Raw genomic sequence first — 20,534 nt, 5'->3', positions numbered from 1 at the left:
AGGCCGGAGAGACTTACACCGCATCTCTGTACCCTGCGAAAGGCTACCCTGTGCTCGAATTGCCCGTCTGGTTTGAGGTCGGCTCCTTTGTCGTCCTTGGCCTGATCCTCCTGACCGACCTTCTCCTGGTGGTCCGCCGCCCGCACGAACCCTCCATGAAGGAAGCCGGACTCTGGGTGGCCTTCTACGTCACTCTGGCCCTGGTGTTCGCCGGCGCCATGTTCGCTTTCACCGGCCCGGAATTCGGCGGCCAGTTCGTCGCCGGCTGGGTGACGGAATACAGCCTCAGCATCGACAACCTGTTTGTCTTCATCATCATCATGGCCAGGTTCTCCGTGCCCCGGAAGTACCAGCAGGAAGTGCTGATGGTGGGCATCATCATCGCCCTGATCCTGCGCGGCATCTTCATCCTGCTCGGCGCGATCGTGATCGAGCAGTTCAGCTGGGTGTTCTACATCTTCGGCGCGTTCCTGCTCTGGACCGCATGGAAGCAGGCCCAGGACGAGGGCGAAGACGAAGAAGACCGGGAGAACCCGCTGATCGCCAAGATCCGCAAGGTTATCCCCATGTCCGAGAAGTTCGACGGCGGCAAGCTGCGCACCACCGTGAACGGCAAGAAGGTCTTCACCCCCATGCTGATCGTGTTCATCACCATCGGCCTCACGGACCTGCTCTTCGCCGTCGACTCCATCCCCGCAATCTTCGGCCTCACCCAGAGCCCCTTCATCGTGTTCACGGCCAACCTGTTCGCCCTGATGGGCCTGCGCCAGCTGTACTTCCTGCTCGGCGGCCTCATGAACCGCCTGATCTACCTGAAGCACGCGCTCTCCTTCATCCTCGCGTTCATCGGCGTCAAGCTGGTCCTGCACGCCATGCACGTCAACGAGCTTCCGTTCATCAACGGCGGGCAGCACATTGAATGGGCCCCCGAAATCCCCACGTTCGTTTCCCTGGGCGTCATCGTTGGCACCATCGTCATCGCGGTGGTCGCCAGCCTGGTCAGCTCCAAGGCCAAGGAAGCGCACCTGGACCCCCGCCTCGAGGAGGACGTCCGGAGGAGCCACAGCGACGCCGAGTAGGCGTCCCTGCTCCTCCTGACCCGGACAATCCCGGCCGTATCCTGCGGCCGGGATTGTTGCTTTAAATCCCCTCTGCAGGAGGCGCATGGGGGGACTATGCTCGGACCATGGCCCCCACCCTGATATCGGACCAACGGGTGCGCCTCGTGCAGCGGCGCACGGTGGTGCTGCTGAGCGCGGCCCAGATTTTTGGCGGAATCGGCACCGGTGCCACGGTTTCGATCGGGTCCATCCTCGCCGTCGAACTGTCCGGGTCGAGTGCCTGGGCCGGCGCCGTCGCCACGGTCATGACCCTCGGCGCAGCCCTGGCTGCCCTGCCGCTTGCCTCGCTGGCGGACCGCCGGGGACGCCGGACCGGCCAGGTGGCCGGGCTGTCCGCGGCCCTCGCAGGCACGGTCCTGATGGTGCTCGCGGTGGTGTCCGGCCTTTTCGTCCTGCTGGTGCTCGGCGCAGCCGGGATCGGTGTGGGTACCGCCGCCAGCCTGCAGGCCCGCTTCGCCGCCGTCGACCTTGCGGACCCGGAGCACCGCGGCAGGGCCCTGTCCGCCGTGGTGTGGGCCGTAACCGTTGGCGCCGTCGCCGGACCCAACCTCATCCAGCCCGGCACCGTGGTGGGACAGGCGCTGGGCCTTCCGCCGGTGGCAGGGCCTTTCGTGATTGCCGGAGCCGGGCTTCTCCTGGCGAACGTCCTGCTTTTTACCGGCCTGCGGCCGGATCCGCTGCTGCTGGCCAGGGAACTTGCGCCGCAACAGGCGCGCACCGGCGCCCCCGGCACGGCACAACAAACGCCGGCAGCACCGGAGGGCAGCGGCGCGGGGGCAGGCACCAACGGGCAGGCAAAGCGCGACGGCGGCTCGCTGGTCCGCGGGCTCCGGGCCATCCGCGGCTCCCGGACCGCGCTCCTGGCAGTGGCCGCCGTCGTCGGGGCCCACGCGGTGATGGTGGGCGTGATGTCCATGACGCCACTCCACCTGCAGGAACTGGTCGAAGGGCCGGGCGCGAGCCACGCGGGCCACACGGCGTCCGGTGACGTCCTGGTGATCATCGGTTTCACCATTTCGCTGCACATCGCCGGGATGTTCGCTTTGTCGCCGGTGATGGGCTGGCTGACGGACAAGGCCGGCAGGGCGCAGACCATCATGATTGGCTTCACCCTGCTGATCACCGCCGTAGCTGTTGCCGGATTCGGCCAGGCATCCACGGGGGCGGTGGCGGCAGGCCTGGTTTTGCTGGGCCTGGGCTGGTCCGCGGCCACGGTGTCCGGTTCCACCCTGCTTGCCGAGAGCGTCGGCCGGGACTCCCGTGTAGTGGTGCAGGGGGTTTCGGACATGCTCATGGGTGCAGCGGGGGCCGTGGGCGGGGCGGTGTCGGGCCTGGTCCTCAGCTGGATCGGCTACCTGGGCCTGAACCTGCTGGGCGGCGTGGTGGGCGCAGCCGTCCTGGCCGCGGCGTTCGTGACCGTGGTGGCCGGCCGGCGCGAGTCAGCGCCCGCCTGACCTGGCCATACCCAGCAGCCTGGCGAAGATCGCCTCCCCGTCGTCGGCGATGCCATCATGGTGGAAGTCGCCGGTCTCCCAGACCTGCAGCCCGCGCACCGCGGACGCTGTTTCCAAGGAGAGTTTCCGGTCCACATAGATGTCGTCCGAGTAGACGGCGGCCGCCGCCGGAACGGTATTGGCCCCCAGCCGGGCAACATCGTAGAGCGGCTTCCAGTCCGTTTTGGCTGCAAGCAGGTCCGCCACGTCCCGGAGGGGCTGAAGCGCAGGGTCCTGTTCGAAGTACCACGGATAAACCATCTCGCCCGTCAGCAGCAGCGGCTCGGCGTCCGGCCGGAACTCCGGGTAGTCCGCCAGTACCCGCCAGGCGGACCAGCCGGTCGCCTGCCCCTGGCCGTAGATGGATTCATGCATCAGCGCGTAGAGGGGATTGGACCGGCGCGATACGATGCCCTGCACCTGGTCCAGGAAGGCATCCGAGAGCCGGGTGCCTTCCGCTGTTTCCGTGAAGGCGTCCTCCAGCAGGTGATGCAGGCTGTCCACGCGCGTATTGCCGCCGAGGAAGGAACCAACCATCTGGAAGCGCTCCACGGTGAGCGGGCCGCCGTCGGGCAGGAACTCCGGGGTGCTCCTGAGGTGGCGGGCAATCCGGTCAACCATGTCCCGGTCCTCCGGGTACCAGCCGAAGTACTCGGCGTTGCGGGCCGCAACGCGCTGGAACGTAGCCCGGTAGACGTCATCGGCCGGGCCGGTCAGCGGCGCAAGGCCGCCGGTGACCAGGACCTCCTTCAGGCCCTCCGGTGCAAAGGACAGGTACGTCAGTGCGCAGAAGCCGCCGTAGCTCTGGCCGTACACCGTCCACGGGCCCGCCCCCAGGGCATCCCGGATCAGCTCGGCGTCGGCCACGATTGAATCCGCACGGAAATGCTCCAGGTACGCGGCCTGGTCCGCGGCGGACCCCCGGAGCGGCAGGGTGTTCCGGTCCGCAGGCGTGGAGAGCCCCGTTCCGCGCTGGTCAAGCATGAGGATCCGGAAGTCCTTGGCAGCCGCTTTGCTCCAGCCGCCCAGCGAGCCAAACCTGTTGCCGCGCCCGCCGGGACCGCCCTGGAGGAACAGGAGCCACGGAAGACCCGCGGCCTGGTTCTCGCTGTGCGCGGCCGAAACGTACTCCCGGGCAAAGACGGTGATTGTTTCGCCCGAGGGGGAAGAATGGTCCAGCGGCACTGTGAAAAAGTGCTCCGTGGTCCGCATCCCGCGGAACTGGTGCTTCGCCCTTACCTCATGCCTTGCCCGGACCGCCGGGCCTGCCGGCGATGGCATCCCTGCACTAGCCATTGGCAGGGGCGGGGACGGCACTGCCGAACTGTTCGAGGGCCTGGCCGGTGAGCCGGAACGTGGACCAGCCGTCCATGGGCCTGGCGCCGAGGCGCCGGTAGAAGTTGATGGACGGCTCATTCCAGTCAAGGACGCTCCACTCCACCCTGGCGTAGCCGTTCTCCACGGCAATGGCGGCAAGGTGCTGGAGCAGGGCCTTTCCGTGTCCTTCGCCGCGGGCTTCCGGGCTCACGTAAAGGTCCTCCAGGTAGATGCCGTGCACGCCTTCCCAGGTGGAATAGTTCAGGAACCACAAAGCGAACCCCTGGACTTCGCCGGCCCCGTTCTCTGCCATGGCAGCGAACACGCGCGGGTTCTCTCCGAACAGCACCTGCTGCAGCATCCCGGGGGTGTTCCGGACGGCGTCAGGTTCCTTCTCGTAGTGCGCCAGTTCGTGGATCATCCGGAGGATTGCGGGTACGTCTTGCGGGGTTGCGGGGCGGATTACACTCATTGTTCGAGCTTACCGCCGGCACCCGGCAGGCGCTGGCAGCGTTCAGAGCCGGTTGACCTCAGTCACCCTGATCACAGCCGTTCCGGTTTCGTCCGAGGCAGCCAGGTCCACCTCGGCGGAAATCCCCCAGTCATGGTTGCCGGCGGGATCGTCGAAGATCTGCCGGACCTTCCACCGGTCCTTTTCCTCCGTGATGATGAGCAGGGCCGGTCCCCGGGCGTCCGGCCCGGTCCCGATGTCGTCGTGTTCGTCAAAGTAGTCGTCCAGGGCGTCTTCCCAGCGCTCGGCGCCCCAGCCGGCTGCGGCGTCGAGTTCCCCCAGCGCGGCCGCGTCCTCGTCGGCGAACAGCTCAACGCGGCGGAACAGTTCGTTGCGCACCATCACCCGGAAGGCCCGGATGTTGGACGTGAGCGACGGCGGGGGCGGCGGCGGCGCGTCGTGCGGTGTCGGGGCGGCGCCCGAGGCCAGTTCCTCCCATTCGTCCAGGAGGCTGGAGTCCACCTGGCGGACCAGCTCGCCGAGCCAGGCAACCAGGTCCTCCAAATCCTCGCGCAGCATGTCCTGGGGAACGGTCTGCCGCAGGGCCTTGAAGGCGTCCGCGAGGTAGCGCAGGACTATCCCCTCCGAACGGGCCAGCCCGTAGAACTGCACGAACTCGCCAAAGTTCATGGCACGCTCGTACATGTCCCGGACCACGGACTTGGGGGCAAGCTCGAAATCGCCCACCCAGGGCGCGGCCTTCCGGTACACCTCGAAGGCTTCCCCGAGAATCTCCGCCAAGGGCTGGGGGTAGGACACTTCCTCGAGCATGGCCATCCGCTGGTCGTACTCGATGCCGTCGGCCTTCATGGCGGCCACCGCCTCGCCGCGGGCCTTCTTTTGCTGGGCGGACAGGATCTGCCGCGGCTTCTCCAGGGTCGCCTCGATCACGGACACCACGTCCAGGGCGTACGACGGCGACTCCGGGTCCAGGAGTTCAAGTGCGGCCAGTGCGAAGGGGGACAGCGGTTGGTTGAGTGCGAAGTTCGGCTGGAGGTGGACAGTCAGCCGGACGGTCCGGCCGTCGGGTCCCTGCTCTTCCGCAGGGATCCGCTCCACCACCTCGGCCGCGAGCAGTTCGCGGTAGATGCCCAGTGCCTTTTTCATGAGCTGCAGCTGGGAGGACCGGGTCTCGTGGTTTTCCGTCAGGAGGCGTCGGGCCGCCGCGAACGGGTCCCCGGGCCGTTCCATCAGGTTCATCAGCATCGCGTGCGTCACCGTGAAGCTTGACGTCAACGGGTCCGGCACCGATTCGACGAGCCGCTTGAACGTAGGCTCGCCCCAGCTGACGAACCCCTCCGGCGGCTTCTTCTTCACCACCTGGCGCAGCTTCTTCTGGTCGTCACCGAATTTGGCCACGGCCTTGGCCATTGCCTTGACGTTCTCCGTCACGTGTTCGGGTGCCTGGACCACCACGGTCCCGGCGGTGTCGTAACCTGCCCGCCCGGCCCGGCCCGCAATCTGGTGGAACTCACGGGAGTTAAGCAGCCGGGTGCGGACGCCGTCGTACTTGCTCAGTGCCGTGAGCAGGACAGTGCGGATGGGCACGTTGATTCCCACGCCCAGGGTGTCGGTGCCGCAGATGACCTTCAGCAGCCCCGCCTGGGCCAGCTGCTCCACCAGCCGCCTGTACTTCGGCAGCATGCCCGCATGGTGCACGCCAATGCCGTGGCGGACCAGCCGGTTCAGGGTCTTGCCGAAACCGGCGGCGAACCGGAAGTTGGCGATCAGCTCTGCGATCTTGTCCTTCTCCTCGCGGGTGCAGACGTTGATGCTCATCAGCGTCTGTGCGCGGTCAATTGCCTCGACCTGGCTGAAGTGCACTACGTAGACCGGCACCTGCCTGGTGGAGAGCAGCTCCTCCAGCGTCTCGTGCACGGGGGTCTCGTGGTAGTAGTAATGCAGCGGAATGGGCCGTTCCGCGGAGCTCACCGTGGTGGTGGCGCGGCCCGTCAGCGTTGTCAGGCCTTCCTCGAACCGGCTGACGTCCCCCAGCGTGGCGGACATCAAAAGGAACTGGGCCTGGGGGAGTTCCAGCAGGGGAACCTGCCACGCCCAGCCGCGCTGCGGGTCCGAGTAGAAATGGAACTCGTCCATGATCACCGTGCCGAGTTCCGCGGCTGCGCCTTCACGGAGGGCGGTGTTGGCCAGGATCTCGGCCGTACAGCAGATGATGGGCGCATCCTGGTTGACGCCGGAATCGCCCGTGATCATTCCCACGTTCTCGGCGCCGAAAATATCGCACAGGGCAAAGAACTTCTCGGAGACCAGCGCCTTGATCGGCGCGGTGTAGTAGCTCCGCTGGCCCTGGGCCATGGCCTGGAAGTGGGCGGCGATGGCCACGAGGGATTTTCCGGACCCGGTGGGGGTGGCCAGGATGACGTTGGACCCCGTGGCCAGCTCCATAATGGCTTCGTCCTGTGCGGGATACAGGGCCAGTCCGCGGCTTTCCGTCCACTCAACGAACCGCGTGTAGAGGTCGTCGGGATCCACACCCACAGTACGGACGGAGGCGGGCAGATGGGGCAGCTGGTCAACGAGTTTCATTGATTGCCAGCTTAGTGCCCTGCCGTGCCCGGGATTCCGCCCCGCCCGGGTTAAGCTTCGCGGTACAGAAGACGGCACCAGAATGCGGAGATGGATATGAAGTGGGACCCGGCGAAATATGTCCAGTTCGGAGACTACCGGGACCGGCCCTTTTTCGACCTGACCGGCAGGGTCCGGGCGGACCGGCCCGTCCAGGTGGTGGACCTTGGCTGCGGGCCCGGGAACCTGACCGCCACGCTCGCGGACCGCTGGCCCGGTTCCGACGTGGTTGGCCTTGACTCATCGGAAGAGATGCTCGCCAAAGCCGCCGGACGGGCGGAAAGGAACCCGTCCCTGCGCTTCGAACTGGCGGACATTTCGGAGTGGAAACCCTCCGGGCAGACCGACGTTGTGGTCAGCAATGCGGCCCTGCAGTGGGTGCCGGGCCACCAGGACATGATGCGGACCTGGCTGGATGCCCTCCGCCCCGGTGCCTGGTTCGCGCTCCAGGTCCCGGGGAACTTCAACGCCCCGTCCCATGCGTTGATGCGCGGGCTGGCGGGGTCACAGCGGTGGGTGCGGCAGCTCGGCGGGGTGCTGCAGGGAGGCGAGTCGGTGGGCGAGCCTGCGGACTACCTTCATCTCATGCTCGACGCAGGGTTCTCGGCTGACGCCTGGGAGACGACCTACCTGCAGGTGCTGGCCGGCACGGACGCCGTCCTGGAATGGGTCCGCGGCACAGCGCTCCGCCCCGTCCTTGCCGCCCTTTCCGCGGCGGAGGGGGCGGAATTCGAGGCGGAGTACGCAGCCGTGCTGCGGGAAGCGTATCCAGAAACGGGGCATGGCACCGTCTTTCCCTTTCGAAGGATCTTCGCGGTGGGGTGCAAGAACCGGTGACGAACCGGGCCGCTGGACGCTCTTCACACTCCAGTCACACGCGTGACAACTCTGGAATGTGATCTGGCCTACAATGACGGGGTGGCGGATGGGGGAGAGGCCGCCGCAGGCTGTTCCCTCCGACGACTGACCCAACTGGAGGTACGTTGCTGATCGGACTGATGAGCCGGCTGCTTGGGGGCCACAAAGCCCATGTGGCTGCCATCGTAGTCCTCCAGCTGGTCCAGGCTGCGGCCACCCTGCTGCTGCCCACGGTCAACGCAGCAATCATCGATGACGGCATCGTTGCCGGAAACCACACAGTCATCCCGCGCCTGGGAATCACCATGGCGGTGCTGGCGGTAATCCAGGCCGTTGCCGCCATCGCCGCGGGGTACCTCGCCGCTGTGGCGGCCATGAGGATCGGGCACCAGCTGCGGGCGGAGATCTTCACCAAGATCCAGTCATTGTCCTCCCGGGAGGTGGCGGCCTTCGGAACCCAGAGCCTGGCCACCCGGGCCACCAACGACACCCAGCAGATCCAGGCGTTCGCGGTCCTCGTGTTCACCATGCTGGTTGCCGGCCCGGCCATGGGCCTGGGCGGCATTGTCCTGGCACTCCAGCAGGACCTGCCGCTGTCCGCGGTTGTGATCGTCATTGTGCCCCTGCTCCTGATCATCATGTACCTCATCGTGGGCCGCCTCATCCCGCTGTACCGCGAAGGGCAGGAACACCTCGACCGTGCAGGGGGCATCCTCCGCGAGCAGATCATGGGCGCCAACGTCATCCGGGCCTTTGTCCGCCAGGACCACGAAGTCCGGCGCTTCGCCCGGATCAACAGCATCCTGACGGCCAACAACCTCCAGTCGGCGCTGCTGGTGGCAGGAATGCTGCCTCTGGTCATGCTGGTGGTGAACCTTTCCTCCGTGGCCGTTGTCTGGTTCGGCGGGCAGCGGATCCAGGCCGGACTGATGAACATCGGGGCGTTGGCCGCGTTCATTGCCTACATCCTGCAAATCCTCCTGGCCATCATGATGGCCATGTACGTGCTTATGACGGCGCCCCGGGCTGCAGTGTGCGCGGAGCGCATCGGCGCCGTACTTGATACCGAACCCTCCGTGCGCGACCCGCAGCAACCCAGTCTGTTGCTTCCCGCGCCGGCGGGCGGCGCGCAGCATCCGTCGGCCAGGCAGGGGGTTCTCCAGTTCAAGGGCGTGGGTTTTTCCTATCCCGGAGCGGAAGCCCCCGTCCTCGCGGACATCAGCTTCACAGCCGTTCCGGGCACTACCACCGCCATCGTGGGGTCCACTGGCAGCGGAAAGTCCACGCTGCTGAACCTCATTCCGCGATTCCTCGACCCGACGGCAGGAACCATCACCCTCGACGGCGCGGACATCCGGGAGCTGCGGCTCGACACCCTTCGTGCCGCCATGTCCATAGTCCCCCAGCAGTCCCACCTGTTTTCGGGGACCATCGCGGATAACCTCCGGATGGCAGCACCGGACGCATCGGACGCCGAGCTTTGGCGCGCCCTCGAGACGGCCCAGACCATGCGGTTCATGAGCGTGCTGCCGTTGGGGCTTGCCACCCCCGTTGGCCAGGGCGGGACCAACCTGTCCGGGGGACAAAGGCAACGTTTGTGCATCACCCGCGCGCTGCTGAGGAAGGTGCCGCTGTACCTTCTTGATGACAGCTTCTCGGCGCTGGACTACGACACGGACGCGAGGTTGAGGCAGGCGCTGGCCGCGGAACTTGCCTCCAGCACAGTGATAGTGGTGGCGGAACGGATTGCCGCAGTGGAAAGCGCAGACCGCATTTTGGTCTTGGACGGCGGGCGCCTGGTGGCGCAGGGGACGCACGCCGAACTGCTTGAGATTTCCCCCACGTACCGGGAGATCGCGGACTCGCAGTTGGCCCTGGAGGGCCGGTCATGACGCTTCCGGCCGTTGCCCCAGGGGTGCCAGGGAGGTTTTGGCCAACAACTGGACGGCTTCTGGGCCTGCTCCTCCCGTTCAGGCGCTTCATGGTGGGCGCCGTGGTGGCTACCTGCACCTTTGCGGGGCTCAACGTGGCCGCGCCGAAATACCTCGGCGACGCCACCGATGTGGTGGTGGACGGCGTCGTGCTGGGATCCCTTGACCAGGGGCGGCTTGGCCTGTTGCTGGCGGGGGTGGCGCTGATGTACGTCCTGGCCTCGCTGTTCAACTGGATCCAGGGAGCGCTGACAGCCCGGTCGGTGCAGGGGCTCATGTACAACTTGCGGGCCTCGCTCGAGGACAAACTCCACCGCCTGCCCTCCACCTATTTCCAGGAACGCTCCCGGGGCGATGTCCTGAGCCGCGCCACCAATGACATCGACAACATCGCCCAGGCCCTGAACCAGCTCCTCACCCAGCTGATCATGTCCTTCCTCATGCTCTGCGGGTCCCTGGCAATGATGCTCTGGATCTCGCCGCTGCTCGCCGCAATCGCGGTGGCGACTGTTCCGCTGTCCACCCTGATCACCGTGCTCGTGGCCCGGCGTTCGCAGGCGCACTTCGCGAGGCAGTGGACCGAAACCGGCCAGTTGAACGCGCACGTGGAGGAGCTCATAACCGGACACGAGGTGATCAAAGCCTTCGGACACCAGGACAAGGCCGCCGAAATATTCGCCGGAAGCAACGGCCGGCTGGCGCGCGCAGCTACCAGGGCCCAGTATTCAGCCGGTGTGGTCCAGCCCCTGATGGTGCTGATGTCCAACCTCAATTACATCGCCGTGGCCGTGGTGGGCGCGCTCCAGGTCCTTGCCGGCGCCATGACCATCGGCGGGATCCAGGCGTTCATCCAGTTCAGCAGGCTCTTTAGCCAGCCGGTGGGCCAAATCGGCGGGATGCTCAACCTCATCCAGTCCTGCGCCGCGTCCGCTGCACGTGTTTTCGACCTCCTGGACACGGAGGAGGATCCCGCGGAGCCGTCCGCGGGATCCACCGCGGCCCTGGCCGGCGGCCGGATCGTCTTTGACGACGTGACTTTCGGATACCCGGAATCAGCCCCGGCGGTGCGCAACCTTTCCTTCTCCGTCGAGCCTGGCCAGACCGTAGCGATTGTGGGGCACACCGGTGCAGGGAAGACGACTGTGGTGAACCTCCTGATGAGGTTCTACGGGCCCGGATCGGGCCGCATAACCATGGGAGGACAGGACATTGCCGGGATCCCCCGGGACCGCCTCCGGGAGCAGTTCGGGGTGGTGCTCCAGGACGCGTGGCTCTTCGCCGGCACCATCAGGGAAAACATTGCCTACGGCCGGCCGGACGCCACGGACGCCTGCATCAGGGCGGCCGCCGAGGCCACTTACGTCGAACGGTTCGTCAGGGCACTGCCCGACGGCTATGACACCGTCCTGGAAAACGGCGGGGAACCCCTCAGCCAGGGCCAACGGCAACTGGTCACCATAGCCCGGGCACAACTGGCCGGCAGGGCTGTCCTGATCCTGGACGAGGCCACCAGCTCGGTCGACTCCCGGACCGAACTGCTCATCCGCCAGGCAATGCAGCGCCTGCGGCAGGGCAGGACGAGCTTCGTGATAGCCCACCGTTTGTCCACCGTCCGCAACGCTGATCTAATTCTGGTCATGGATCACGGCCGCATTGTCGAGCAGGGCACACACCGAAGCCTTCTGTCCGCCAACAGCTACTACGCCCGGCTTCACAACGCACAATTCTCCGTCCGGCCCGGCCGTGCGGACGCCCTTGAGGCCGGCCTTTGATGCCCGCATCCGGCTTCCCCGGAACATGGAAACCGAACACTGCCAGTTCCGTGGCGCTGTTTGAACAGCTGCGGCTCCAGGTCATCCACCAGGTGGACAACGGAGCCCTCCCGCCGGGGACCCGGCTGCCCGCCGTCAGGGCCCTGGCCGAGCGCCTGGATGTGGCTCCGCATACAGTGGCCCGCGCCTACAAGGAGCTCGAAGCCGCCGGAATCGTTGCCACCCACGGCAGGAACGGAACAACGGTGTGCGCACGTGACGAACGTCTCGGCGGGCTCTCAGCCGCCGCAGCAGCCTACGCTGCCGCGGCCAAAGCGCAGGGCGCCACGTTCGCCGAGGCGGTGAAGCTGCTGGCCGCCGCCTACGACGCCGGCTGACCGCCCCCGCGTGGATGTTCGAAGAAGTTTTCGATTAGCATAGTGGAGTGCCTAAAGCCGTAGCCGAAGAAACAGCCGTCCACCCCGTTTCCGTCGCAGCAGCACCCGCCGCCGCACCACACCGTCCGGACCTCTCCCGCCTGGTCGTCAAAGGCGCGCGGGAGCACAACCTGCGGAATGTGGACCTCGACCTGCCCCGGGATGCGATGATCGTCTTCACCGGGCTGTCAGGATCCGGGAAGTCCTCCCTGGCTTTCGACACCATCTTCGCAGAGGGCCAACGGCGCTACGTGGAATCGCTGTCCGCCTACGCGCGCCAGTTCCTGGGCCAGGTGGACAAGCCGGACGTCGACTTCATTGAGGGACTGTCGCCGGCGGTCTCCATCGACCAGAAGTCCACCAGCAAGAACCCCCGTTCCACGGTGGGCACCATCACCGAAATCTACGACTACATGCGCCTGCTCTGGGCCCGTGTGGGCCGGCCCCACTGCCCCGTGTGCGGCGAGCCGGTGGCCAAGCAGACTCCCCAGCAGATCGTTGACCAGCTGCTGGAGCTTGACCAGGGTACCCGCTTCCAGGTCCTGGCCCCGGTGGTGCGTGGACGCAAAGGCGAATTCGTTGACCTCTTCAAGGAACTGACCGCAAAGGGCTACTCCCGTGCACGCGTTGACGGGAACCTGGTCCAGCTGAGCGACCCGCCCAAGCTGGGCAAGCAGTTCAAGCACACCATCGAGGTGGTGGTGGACAGGCTGGTGGTCAAGGAAGGCATCAGCCAGCGGCTCACCGACTCCATTGAGACCGCGCTGGGCCTGGCCGAGGGCCGCGTCCTTGCCGAGTTCGTGGACCTTGAAGCGGACGATCCCGGCCGGCTGCGGGCCTTCTCCGAAAACCTGGCCTGCCCCAACGAGCACCCGCTTGCCATCGACGAGATCGAGCCCAGGTCCTTCTCGTTCAACAACCCCTTCGGCGCCTGCGCGGCCTGCAGCGGCATCGGCACCAAGCTGGAGGTGGACGAGGAACTCATCGTTCCCAACCCGGAACTTTCGCTGGCCGAGGGAGCCATCGCCCCGTGGTCGCTTGGCACGGCCACCACTGAGTACTGGAACAGGCTCCTGGAGGGCCTCGCCAAGGAACTCGGCTTCTCCATGGACACGCCGTGGGAGAAGCTGGGCAAGGACGTGCGCCAGACCGTGCTGCACGGCAAGGACCACAAGGTTGTGGTGCAGTACCGCAACCGCTTCGGCCGGGAACGGAAGTACAGTACCGGATTCGAAGGCGCCATCCAGTACGTCCACCGCAAGCACGGCGAAACGGACTCCGACTGGGCCCGCGACCGCTACGAAGAGTACATGCGGCAGATTCCCTGCCCGGCCTGCAACGGGGCGCGCCTCAACCCGGCCTCCCTGTCGGTGCTGATCAACGGCAAGTCCATTGCCGACGTCGCCGCCCTGCCCATGCGTGACTGCGCCGCGTTCCTGAACAACCTTGTCCTGACGGGCCGGGAAGCGCAGATTGCCCACCAGGTGCTCAAGGAGATCCAGGCCCGGCTGACCTTCCTGCTCGACGTCGGGCTGGAATACCTGAACCTTGAGCGTCCGTCCGCCACCCTCTCCGGCGGTGAGGCCCAGCGCATCCGCCTTGCCACCCAGATCGGCTCGGGCCTGGTGGGTGTCCTGTATGTGCTGGACGAACCGTCCATCGGGCTGCACCAGCGCGACAACCGGCGGCTGATCGACACCCTGACCCGGCTCCGCGACATGGGCAATACGCTCATCGTCGTTGAGCACGACGAAGACACCATCCACGTGGCTGACTGGATCGTGGACATCGGACCCGGCGCGGGCGAGCACGGCGGCCAGGTGGTCCACTCCGGCTCCTACAAGGACCTGCTGGAGAACACCGCATCCCTCACCGGCGACTACCTGTCCGGGCGCAAGAAGATCGAAGTCCCGAAGAAACGCCGCAAGTACGACAAAAAGCGTGAGCTGAAGGTGGTGGGCGCGAGGGAGAACAACCTCCTGAACGTGGACGCGGCGTTCCCGCTGGGGCTCTTCACCGCGGTCACCGGGGTGAGCGGCTCCGGCAAGTCCACGCTGGTCAACGAGATCCTCTATAAGGTGCTGGCCAACAAGCTCAACGGCGCCAAGCAGGTAGCCGGCCGGCACAAAACCGTCCAGGGCCTGGAGCACCTGGACAAGGTGGTCCACGTGGACCAGAGCCCTATCGGGCGCACCCCCCGTTCCAACCCCGCCACCTACACGGGGGTGTTCGACAACATCCGCAAGCTGTTCGCGGAAACCACTGAGGCGAAGGTGCGCGGGTACCTGCCCGGCCGGTTCTCGTTCAACGTCAAGGGCGGCCGCTGCGAAGCGTGCTCGGGTGACGGAACGCTGAAGATCGAGATGAACTTCCTGCCCGACGTCTACGTCCCCTGCGAGGTGTGCCATGGTGCGCGGTACAACCGGGAGACGCTCGAGGTGCACTACAAGGGCAAGACCATCGCGGACGTGCTGAACATGCCCATCGAGGAAGGCGCCGAGTTCTTCGCTGCCTTCTCGCCCATCGCCCGGCACCTCAACACCCTCGTGGACGTTGGCCTGGGCTACGTCCGCCTGGGCCAGCCGGCCACCACGCTGTCCGGCGGCGAGGCGCAGCGCGTGAAGCTGGCCGCCGAACTCCAGAAGCGGTCCAACGGGCGCAGCGTCTACGTGCTGGACGAGCCCACCACGGGGCTCCACTTCGAGGACATCCGCAAGCTGCTGATGGTCCTGCAGGGGCTGGTGGACAAAGGCAACACCGTGATCACCATCGAACACAACCTGGACGTCATCAAGAGCGCGGACTGGATCGTGGACCTCGGGCCGGACGGCGGTTCCGGCGGCGGCCAGATCGTGGCATCAGGAACGCCGGAGGAGCTGGCCAAGTCCACTGCCAGCCACACAGCCGCGTTCCTCGCTGAAATCCTGTAGAAGCGCGGCGAGGTCTCCTGACGTAATCCAAATGTATGCCGCTACGCGTATGCGAGTTTCAGGCATGAGTGGTGTCGTGAGAAACTAACCCGGTGACTCAAACAACAGTGCCCGTGATCTTTGACCTGGACGGCACTCTTGTCGATCCGGCCGGGGGAATAACAGACGGAATCTCCTTTGCCCTGAACGCCATGGGGCTTCCCGTTCCCGGGCAGGACCTGCTCCACGCGATGATCGGCCCGAAACTCAGCGATTCCCTGCTGAATGTGGCCAACGTGCCGGCGGACCTGCTGGACGATGTCATCCGCCTGTACCGCGAGTACTACGTCGCCACCGGGATCGCGCAGGGCCGGATCTACCCGGGCGTCCGTGAAGTCCTGGAGTCCTTCGCGGAAGCCGGGCTCCCGGTGGCTGTTGCCACCCAGAAGCCGCAGCGCCTTGCCCGCACTGTGCTGGCACACCATGGAATCGACGGGTTGTTCCACGGCATCCACGGCTCCGAGGATGACGAAAGCGCGGTGCAGGGGGTTCCGCTCGGCAAGACAGGGATCATCGCCGCTGCATTGAAGGACTTGAACACGCAGCATGCCGTGATGGTGGGGGACCGGGCACAGGATGTTTCAGGGGCCATCGCCAACGGCCTGGACTGCATCGGCGTGGCTTGGGGATTTGCGCCCGACGGCGAGCTGGAGGAGGCCGGTGCGGTGGCCGTGGTGGAAACCGCGGAGGGCCTGGTGGAGCTTCTCCGGCAGATGCAGGCCATCCACTCCGCGGCCCTGGGGGAGGTGACCAACGATGGCAATGTTTGATGCTGTCCGCTGGACCACGCGCAGCCTGATCTCGAGCACCTGCCGGCCCACCGTCGTCGGCCTTGAAAACGTTCCTGCCGACGGGCCGTTCATCGTCGCCCCGAACCATCTGTCATTCTTCGACAGCGTGATCGTCCAGGCCCTGATGCCGCGCCCCGTTGCCTTCTTCGCGAAGGCCGAATACTTCACAACCGGAGGCGTCAAGGGCAAGGTCATGAAGGCCTTTTTCGAGTCCGTGGGTTCCATTCCCGTGGAGCGGGGTGAGCAGGCCGCAAGTGTCCAGGCACTCAAGACGCTGCTGGACATCCTGGAATCCGGCAAGGGAATCGGCATCTATCCGGAAGGCACCCGCTCCCGTGACGGCATCCTCTACCGGGGACGCACCGGCGTGGGATGGCTGGCGCTCACCACAGGGGCACCGGTGATTCCCGTTGGACTTATCGGTACGGAAAACCTCCAGCGCGCCGGTGAGAGCGGGGTACGCCCGCAGCATTTCACCATGAAAGTGGGGGAGCCGCTGTACTTCGACAAGACCGGGCCGGACCATTCGCTGCCGGCCCGGCGGGCAGTGACTGACCGCATCATGGACGCCATTGCCGAACTCAGCGGACAGGAACGCTCCACCAGTTACAACCAGAGCAAGGCCACGGAATAACCCCGGTTCCAGCCGGATTTAAGGGCCGCGAGGACCGCCGGGTGGCAAAGGCACCCGGCGCGCCTCAGTAGACTGGATAGGTGGCAAATCCAGCAAGTTACCGGCCCAAGACGGGGGAGATTCCCACCAACCCGGGGGTGTACCGCTTCCGTGATGCGCACGGCCGCGTCATCTATGTCGGCAAGGCCAAGAGCCTCCGTTCCCGCCTGAACTCCTACTTTGCCAACCCTGCCGGCCTGCTGCCCAAGACCTACGCCATGGTCCACGCCGCCAGCAGCGTCGAGTGGACGGTGGTGGGCAGCGAACTCGAGTCGCTGCAGCTGGAATACACCTGGATCAAGGAATTCAAGCCGCGGTTCAACGTGGTGTTCCGTGACGATAAGACCTACCCCTACCTGGCCGTCACTGTCGGCGAGAAGTATCCGCGCGTCCAGGTGATGCGCGGCGACAAGCGGAAGGGCACCCGCTACTTTGGCCCCTACACGGCAGGCGCCATCCGGGAGACCATGGATACCCTGTTGCGAGTCTTTCCGGTCCGCAGCTGCAGCGCCGGGGTGTTCAAGCGCGCCGAGGCCAGCGGCCGGCCCTGCCTCCTGGGCTATATCGATAAATGCTCTGCCCCATGCGTGGGAAGGATCTCCCCGGAAGACCACCGGGCACTCGCTGAGGACTTCTGCGCCTTTATGGGCGGCGAGGCCAAGCGCTTCATCGCGAAGCTGGAAAAGCAGATGGCGGAAGCAGTAGCCGAGCTTGACTACGAGCGTGCTGCCCGGGTCCGCGATGACATCACCGCCTTGCGGAAAGTCTTTGAGCGCAACGCCGTGGTCCTCGCGGAGGACACCGACGCCGACATTTTCGCCCTGCACGAAGACGAACTGGAAGCTGCGGTCCAGGTGTTCCATGTCCGCGGCGGCCGCATCCGCGGCCAGCGTGGCTGGGTAGTTGAAAAGGTGGAGGATTCCACCACCCCGGACCTCGTGGAGCACCTCCTGCAACAGGTGTACGGCGAGGACGGCGATAGCCATGGCAGGCTGCCGCGCGAGGTCCTGGTGCCCGTCGCCCCCAGCAATACCGAGGAACTGGCGCTGTGGCTGGGCGGACTGCGCGGGGCAAAGGTTGATATCCGGGTCCCGCAGCGCGGGGACAAGGCCGCGTTGATGTCCACGGTGCGCGAAAATGCCGAGCATGCCCTGAAGCTTCACAAGACCCGGCGCGCGGGGGATCTCACCGTGAGGTCGCAGGCATTGCAGGAGCTCCAGGAGGCGCTGGACCTGCCGGTGCCGCTGCTGCGGATCGAGTGCTTCGACGTCTCGCACGTCCAGGGCACCAACGTGGTGGCCTCCATGGTGGTGGTGGAGGACGGGCTGCCCAAGAAAGCGGACTACCGGAAATTCTCCGTCACCGGACCGGCAGCGGCGGACGACACCGCCGCGATGCATGACGTCCTCACCCGCCGGTTCCGCCACTACCTGCAGGACAAGTCCGCGCAGGTGGGTGAGGCTGCCCTGGCCGGCGTCCCGGCGGAGGCCGAAGAGGGGCCTGGACAGGAACAGGAAGCGCGGGCCGGCCTGCTGGATACCACCACGCCTGCACCGCGGGCCAGGTTCGCCTACCCGCCCAACCTGGTGGTGGTGGACGGCGGCAAGCCCCAGGTCAATGCTGCAGCCCGTGCCCTCGCCGATCTCGGCATTGACGACGTCTACGTGGTGGGCCTGGCCAAGCGGCTCGAGGAAGTGTGGCTGCCGGACAGCGACTTCCCGGTCATCCTCCCCAGGACGTCCCAGGGGCTGTACCTGCTGCAGCGGATCCGTGACGAAGCCCACCGCTTCGCCATTTCCTTCCACCGGCAAAAGCGGGGGAAGGCCATGACCGTGTCCGCCCTGGATGGTGTACCGGGACTGGGTGCCTCCAAACGGAAAGCCCTGCTGGCCCACTTTGGTTCCGTGAAGGGCGTCAAGGCCGCCTCGGCGGCTGAGCTGTCCCAGGCGAAGGGCATCGGCCCTGCCCTTGCCGGCGCGATCGTGAACCACTTCGCGCCGGACGGACCGGAAGCTGCGGCTGTCCCTGCCATCAACATGACCACCGGCGAAATCATTGAAACTTAGCGGAGTCCCCTGAAACTTGGCTAGGGTAATGAACGGGGTTTCCGCCAACGCGGCAGCCTGCAGGACAACAACAGGAACGGGGCGGACTTAATGGCAGAGACGACGGCGGAATCCGGGGCCGGGGAGGACGGGCTGCAGCCCGTCAAGCCCCTCGAAGCGGAGCTGCTGGTGGTCACCGGAATGTCCGGAGCCGGGCGGAGCACGGCTGCCGATGCGCTGGAGGACCACGGCTGGTATGTCGTGGAGAACCTTCCGCCGCAGATGCTCGGAACCTTGGCCGACCTTGTGTCCCACGCCCCGCAGTCCATTCCGCGGCTGGCGGTGGTCATCGACGTCCGCAGCAAGGGCCTGTTCGCCGACATCCGGGCCGCGCTGGGAGCATTGGCCTCCAGCGGAGTGGCTTTCCGGGTGCTCTTCCTGGACGCCAGCGACAACGTCCTGGTCAGGCGGTTCGAGCAGGGACGCCGGCCGCATCCGCTGCAGGGCGGCGGCCGTATCCTCGACGGCATTGCCGCCGAACGGGAGTTGCTCCAGGAACTGCGCGACAGCTCAGACGTCGTCCTGGACACCTCCGGCTACAACGTCCACGGCCTTGCCACCGCCATCACCGAACTCTTCAGTGAAACGGGGCCCGTGGCCCTGCGGCTGAACGTCATGAGCTTCGGCTTCAAGTACGGCCTGCCCGTTGACGCCAACTACGTTGCGGACGTCCGGTTCATCCCCAACCCGCACTGGGTGCCCCAGCTGCGCCCGCACACCGGGCTGGACAAGGATGTCAGCGACTACGTCCTGGAGGCGGAAGGGGTCAAGAACTTCGTGGACCGCTACGTCATGGCCCTCGAGCCCGTCCTGGACGGTTACCGCCGCGAGAACAAGCACTACGCCACCATCGCCGTGGGCTGCACGGGCGGGAAGCACCGTTCAGTGGCCGTCGCCGTCGAGCTTTCCAAGAAACTGGCACAGTTCCCCAGAGTCACGGTGACCACCACGCACCGGGATCTGGGCCGGGAGTAATGTCGCTTTTCACCGGGGCCCTGCCGCTGGTTCCGCCCGCCGGAGCAGCGGGCGGCCAGCAAAACAAAGGCCCCAAGGTAGTTGCCCTGGGCGGCGGCCACGGCCTGTCGGCGTCGCTGTCCGCGCTGCGCCTCCTCACTTCGGACCTGACGGCGGTGGTGACGGTAGCGGACGACGGCGGCTCGTCCGGGCGCCTGCGCGAGGAGTACGGTGTCCTGCCGCCGGGGGACCTGCGCATGGCGTTGGCCGCCCTGTGTGACGACACTGACTGGGGACGCACCTGGCGGGACGTCATGCAGCACCGGTTCCGTCCCGGCAAGGGCCCGGGCGGCTCCCTGGACGAACATGCCATGGGCAACCTGCTGATCGTCACCCTCTGGGAACTGCTGGGCGACGCCGTCGCCGGGCTCAAGTGGGCAGGCGCGCTCCTTGGAGCACGCGGCCAGGTCCTGCCCATGTCCACCGTGCCGCTCACCATCGAAGGTGACGTCCGGATCACCGCCCCTGACGGCGGCTCCGCCCTGCACACCATCCGGGGCCAGGCGCGCTGCGCGGTGGCGGGATCCCTGGAGGAGGTGCGGCTCCTGCCCGGAGCCGCCCCCGCCTGCGTTGAGGCACTTACCGCGATCGAGCTCGCGGACTGGGTCATCCTGGGGCCCGGCTCCTGGTACACCTCCGTGCTGCCGCACCTCCTCCTGCCCGAGATGCGGGAAGCACTGTGCCAGACGCCGGCGAAGCGCTGCCTCACCATGAACCTGGCCACGGATACCAAGGAAACGTCCGGCATGACCGCCGCGGACCACCTTGACGTGCTGCGAAGATATGCCCCCGGGTTCAGCGTGGACGTTGTCCTGGCAGATCCCGCCTCTGTCCCTGACCGGCAGGAATTCGAGAAAGCCGCCGGGATGATCGGCGCCGAGGTGGTCTTGGGTAAAGTAGGGGCGTCGGGCCGCCGTCCCGTCCACGACCCCCTGCGTCTGGCGACGGCGTACCACGACGTTTTTGGGAACAGTTAG

At 66.3% G+C, this 20,534-nt stretch carries 15 protein-coding genes; 12 read left to right on the top strand and 3 right to left on the bottom strand.

The window, feature by feature from the left end:
- Positions 1-50: 50 nt before the first annotated feature.
- Together U7114_RS09730 and U7114_RS09725 are read left to right on the top strand one after the other, a co-directional pair.
- Positions 51-1,079: a TerC family protein gene (locus tag U7114_RS09730; RefSeq protein ID WP_321216170.1), complete on the top strand. Its 1,029-nt coding sequence runs from the start codon at positions 51-53 to the stop codon at positions 1,077-1,079.
- 107 nt (positions 1,080-1,186) lie between these two features.
- Positions 1,187-2,575 (top strand): MFS transporter, encoded by a 1,389-nt coding sequence (locus tag U7114_RS09725; RefSeq protein ID WP_323057196.1) that lies wholly within the window; start codon positions 1,187-1,189, stop codon positions 2,573-2,575.
- On the opposite strand, the gene U7114_RS09720 is transcribed toward U7114_RS09725, so the two are convergent.
- Genes U7114_RS09720 through U7114_RS09710 form a run of 3 tightly spaced genes read right to left on the bottom strand, consistent with a single transcriptional unit; the run spans position 2,561 to position 6,989 of the window.
- Positions 2,561-3,895: an alpha/beta fold hydrolase gene (locus U7114_RS09720; RefSeq protein ID WP_321216171.1), complete on the bottom strand. Its 1,335-nt coding sequence runs from the start codon at positions 3,893-3,895 to the stop codon at positions 2,561-2,563. The two genes, U7114_RS09725 and U7114_RS09720, sit on opposite strands and share 15 nt — an antisense overlap.
- Positions 3,896-3,902: 7 nt before the next feature.
- Positions 3,903-4,403, bottom strand: coding sequence for a GNAT family N-acetyltransferase (locus U7114_RS09715; protein WP_323057195.1), 501 nt, complete (start codon positions 4,401-4,403; stop codon positions 3,903-3,905).
- Positions 4,404-4,445: 42 nt separating this feature from the next.
- On the bottom strand, positions 4,446-6,989 hold the full coding sequence (locus tag U7114_RS09710; RefSeq protein ID WP_321216173.1) for a DEAD/DEAH box helicase: 2,544 nt from the start codon (positions 6,987-6,989) through the stop codon (positions 4,446-4,448).
- 96 nt (positions 6,990-7,085) lie between these two features.
- Between U7114_RS09710 and U7114_RS09705 the strand changes: the two genes are divergently transcribed.
- From U7114_RS09705 to U7114_RS09660, 10 genes are all read left to right on the top strand, one after another.
- Positions 7,086-7,865: a trans-aconitate 2-methyltransferase gene (locus U7114_RS09705; RefSeq protein ID WP_323057213.1), complete on the top strand. Its 780-nt coding sequence runs from the start codon at positions 7,086-7,088 to the stop codon at positions 7,863-7,865.
- A 161-nt stretch (positions 7,866-8,026) separates the two neighbouring features.
- On the top strand, positions 8,027-9,778 hold the full coding sequence (locus tag U7114_RS09700) for an ABC transporter ATP-binding protein (RefSeq protein WP_323057212.1): 1,752 nt from the start codon (positions 8,027-8,029) through the stop codon (positions 9,776-9,778).
- Positions 9,775-11,589, top strand: a complete 1,815-nt coding sequence (locus U7114_RS09695) for an ABC transporter ATP-binding protein (protein ID WP_323057194.1) — start codon at positions 9,775-9,777, stop codon at positions 11,587-11,589. Before U7114_RS09700 ends, U7114_RS09695 begins: the two co-directional genes overlap by 4 nt.
- Complete coding sequence (locus U7114_RS09690) at positions 11,589-11,966, top strand: GntR family transcriptional regulator (protein WP_157242372.1); 378 nt, start codon at positions 11,589-11,591, stop codon at positions 11,964-11,966. The genes U7114_RS09695 and U7114_RS09690 overlap by 1 nt, the downstream gene beginning before the upstream one ends.
- 47 nt (positions 11,967-12,013) lie before the next feature.
- Positions 12,014-14,935 carry an excinuclease ABC subunit UvrA gene (gene uvrA, locus U7114_RS09685; protein WP_321216176.1) on the top strand — a complete coding sequence of 974 codons (2,922 nt, stop codon included), beginning with the start codon at positions 12,014-12,016 and terminating at the stop codon, positions 14,933-14,935.
- Positions 14,936-15,027: 92 nt separating this feature from the next.
- A complete protein-coding gene (locus tag U7114_RS09680; RefSeq protein ID WP_323057193.1) occupies positions 15,028-15,744 on the top strand; it encodes an HAD hydrolase-like protein in 717 nt (238 codons plus the stop codon).
- Positions 15,731-16,399 carry a lysophospholipid acyltransferase family protein gene (locus tag U7114_RS09675; RefSeq protein ID WP_321216178.1) on the top strand — a complete coding sequence of 223 codons (669 nt, stop codon included), beginning with the start codon at positions 15,731-15,733 and terminating at the stop codon, positions 16,397-16,399. The genes U7114_RS09680 and U7114_RS09675 overlap by 14 nt, the downstream gene beginning before the upstream one ends.
- An 80-nt stretch (positions 16,400-16,479) precedes the next feature.
- The gene (gene uvrC, locus U7114_RS09670) at positions 16,480-18,504 is read left to right on the top strand and encodes an excinuclease ABC subunit UvrC (RefSeq protein ID WP_323057192.1); all 2,025 of its coding nucleotides are present in this window, start codon (positions 16,480-16,482) and stop codon (positions 18,502-18,504) included.
- Positions 18,505-18,594: 90 nt separating this feature from the next.
- Positions 18,595-19,518 (top strand): RNase adapter RapZ, encoded by a 924-nt coding sequence (rapZ, locus tag U7114_RS09665; protein ID WP_157242370.1) that lies wholly within the window; start codon positions 18,595-18,597, stop codon positions 19,516-19,518.
- Positions 19,518-20,534 (top strand): uridine diphosphate-N-acetylglucosamine-binding protein YvcK, encoded by a 1,017-nt coding sequence (locus U7114_RS09660; protein WP_321216180.1) that lies wholly within the window; start codon positions 19,518-19,520, stop codon positions 20,532-20,534. The genes rapZ and U7114_RS09660 overlap by 1 nt, the downstream gene beginning before the upstream one ends.

The sequence above is a fragment of the Pseudarthrobacter sp. C1 genome (assembly GCF_034720455.1).
Lineage (GTDB): Bacteria > Actinomycetota > Actinomycetes > Actinomycetales > Micrococcaceae > Arthrobacter.
Note: the sequence above shows the minus strand (reverse complement) of the source record. Positions and strands in the feature narration are given on the sequence as shown.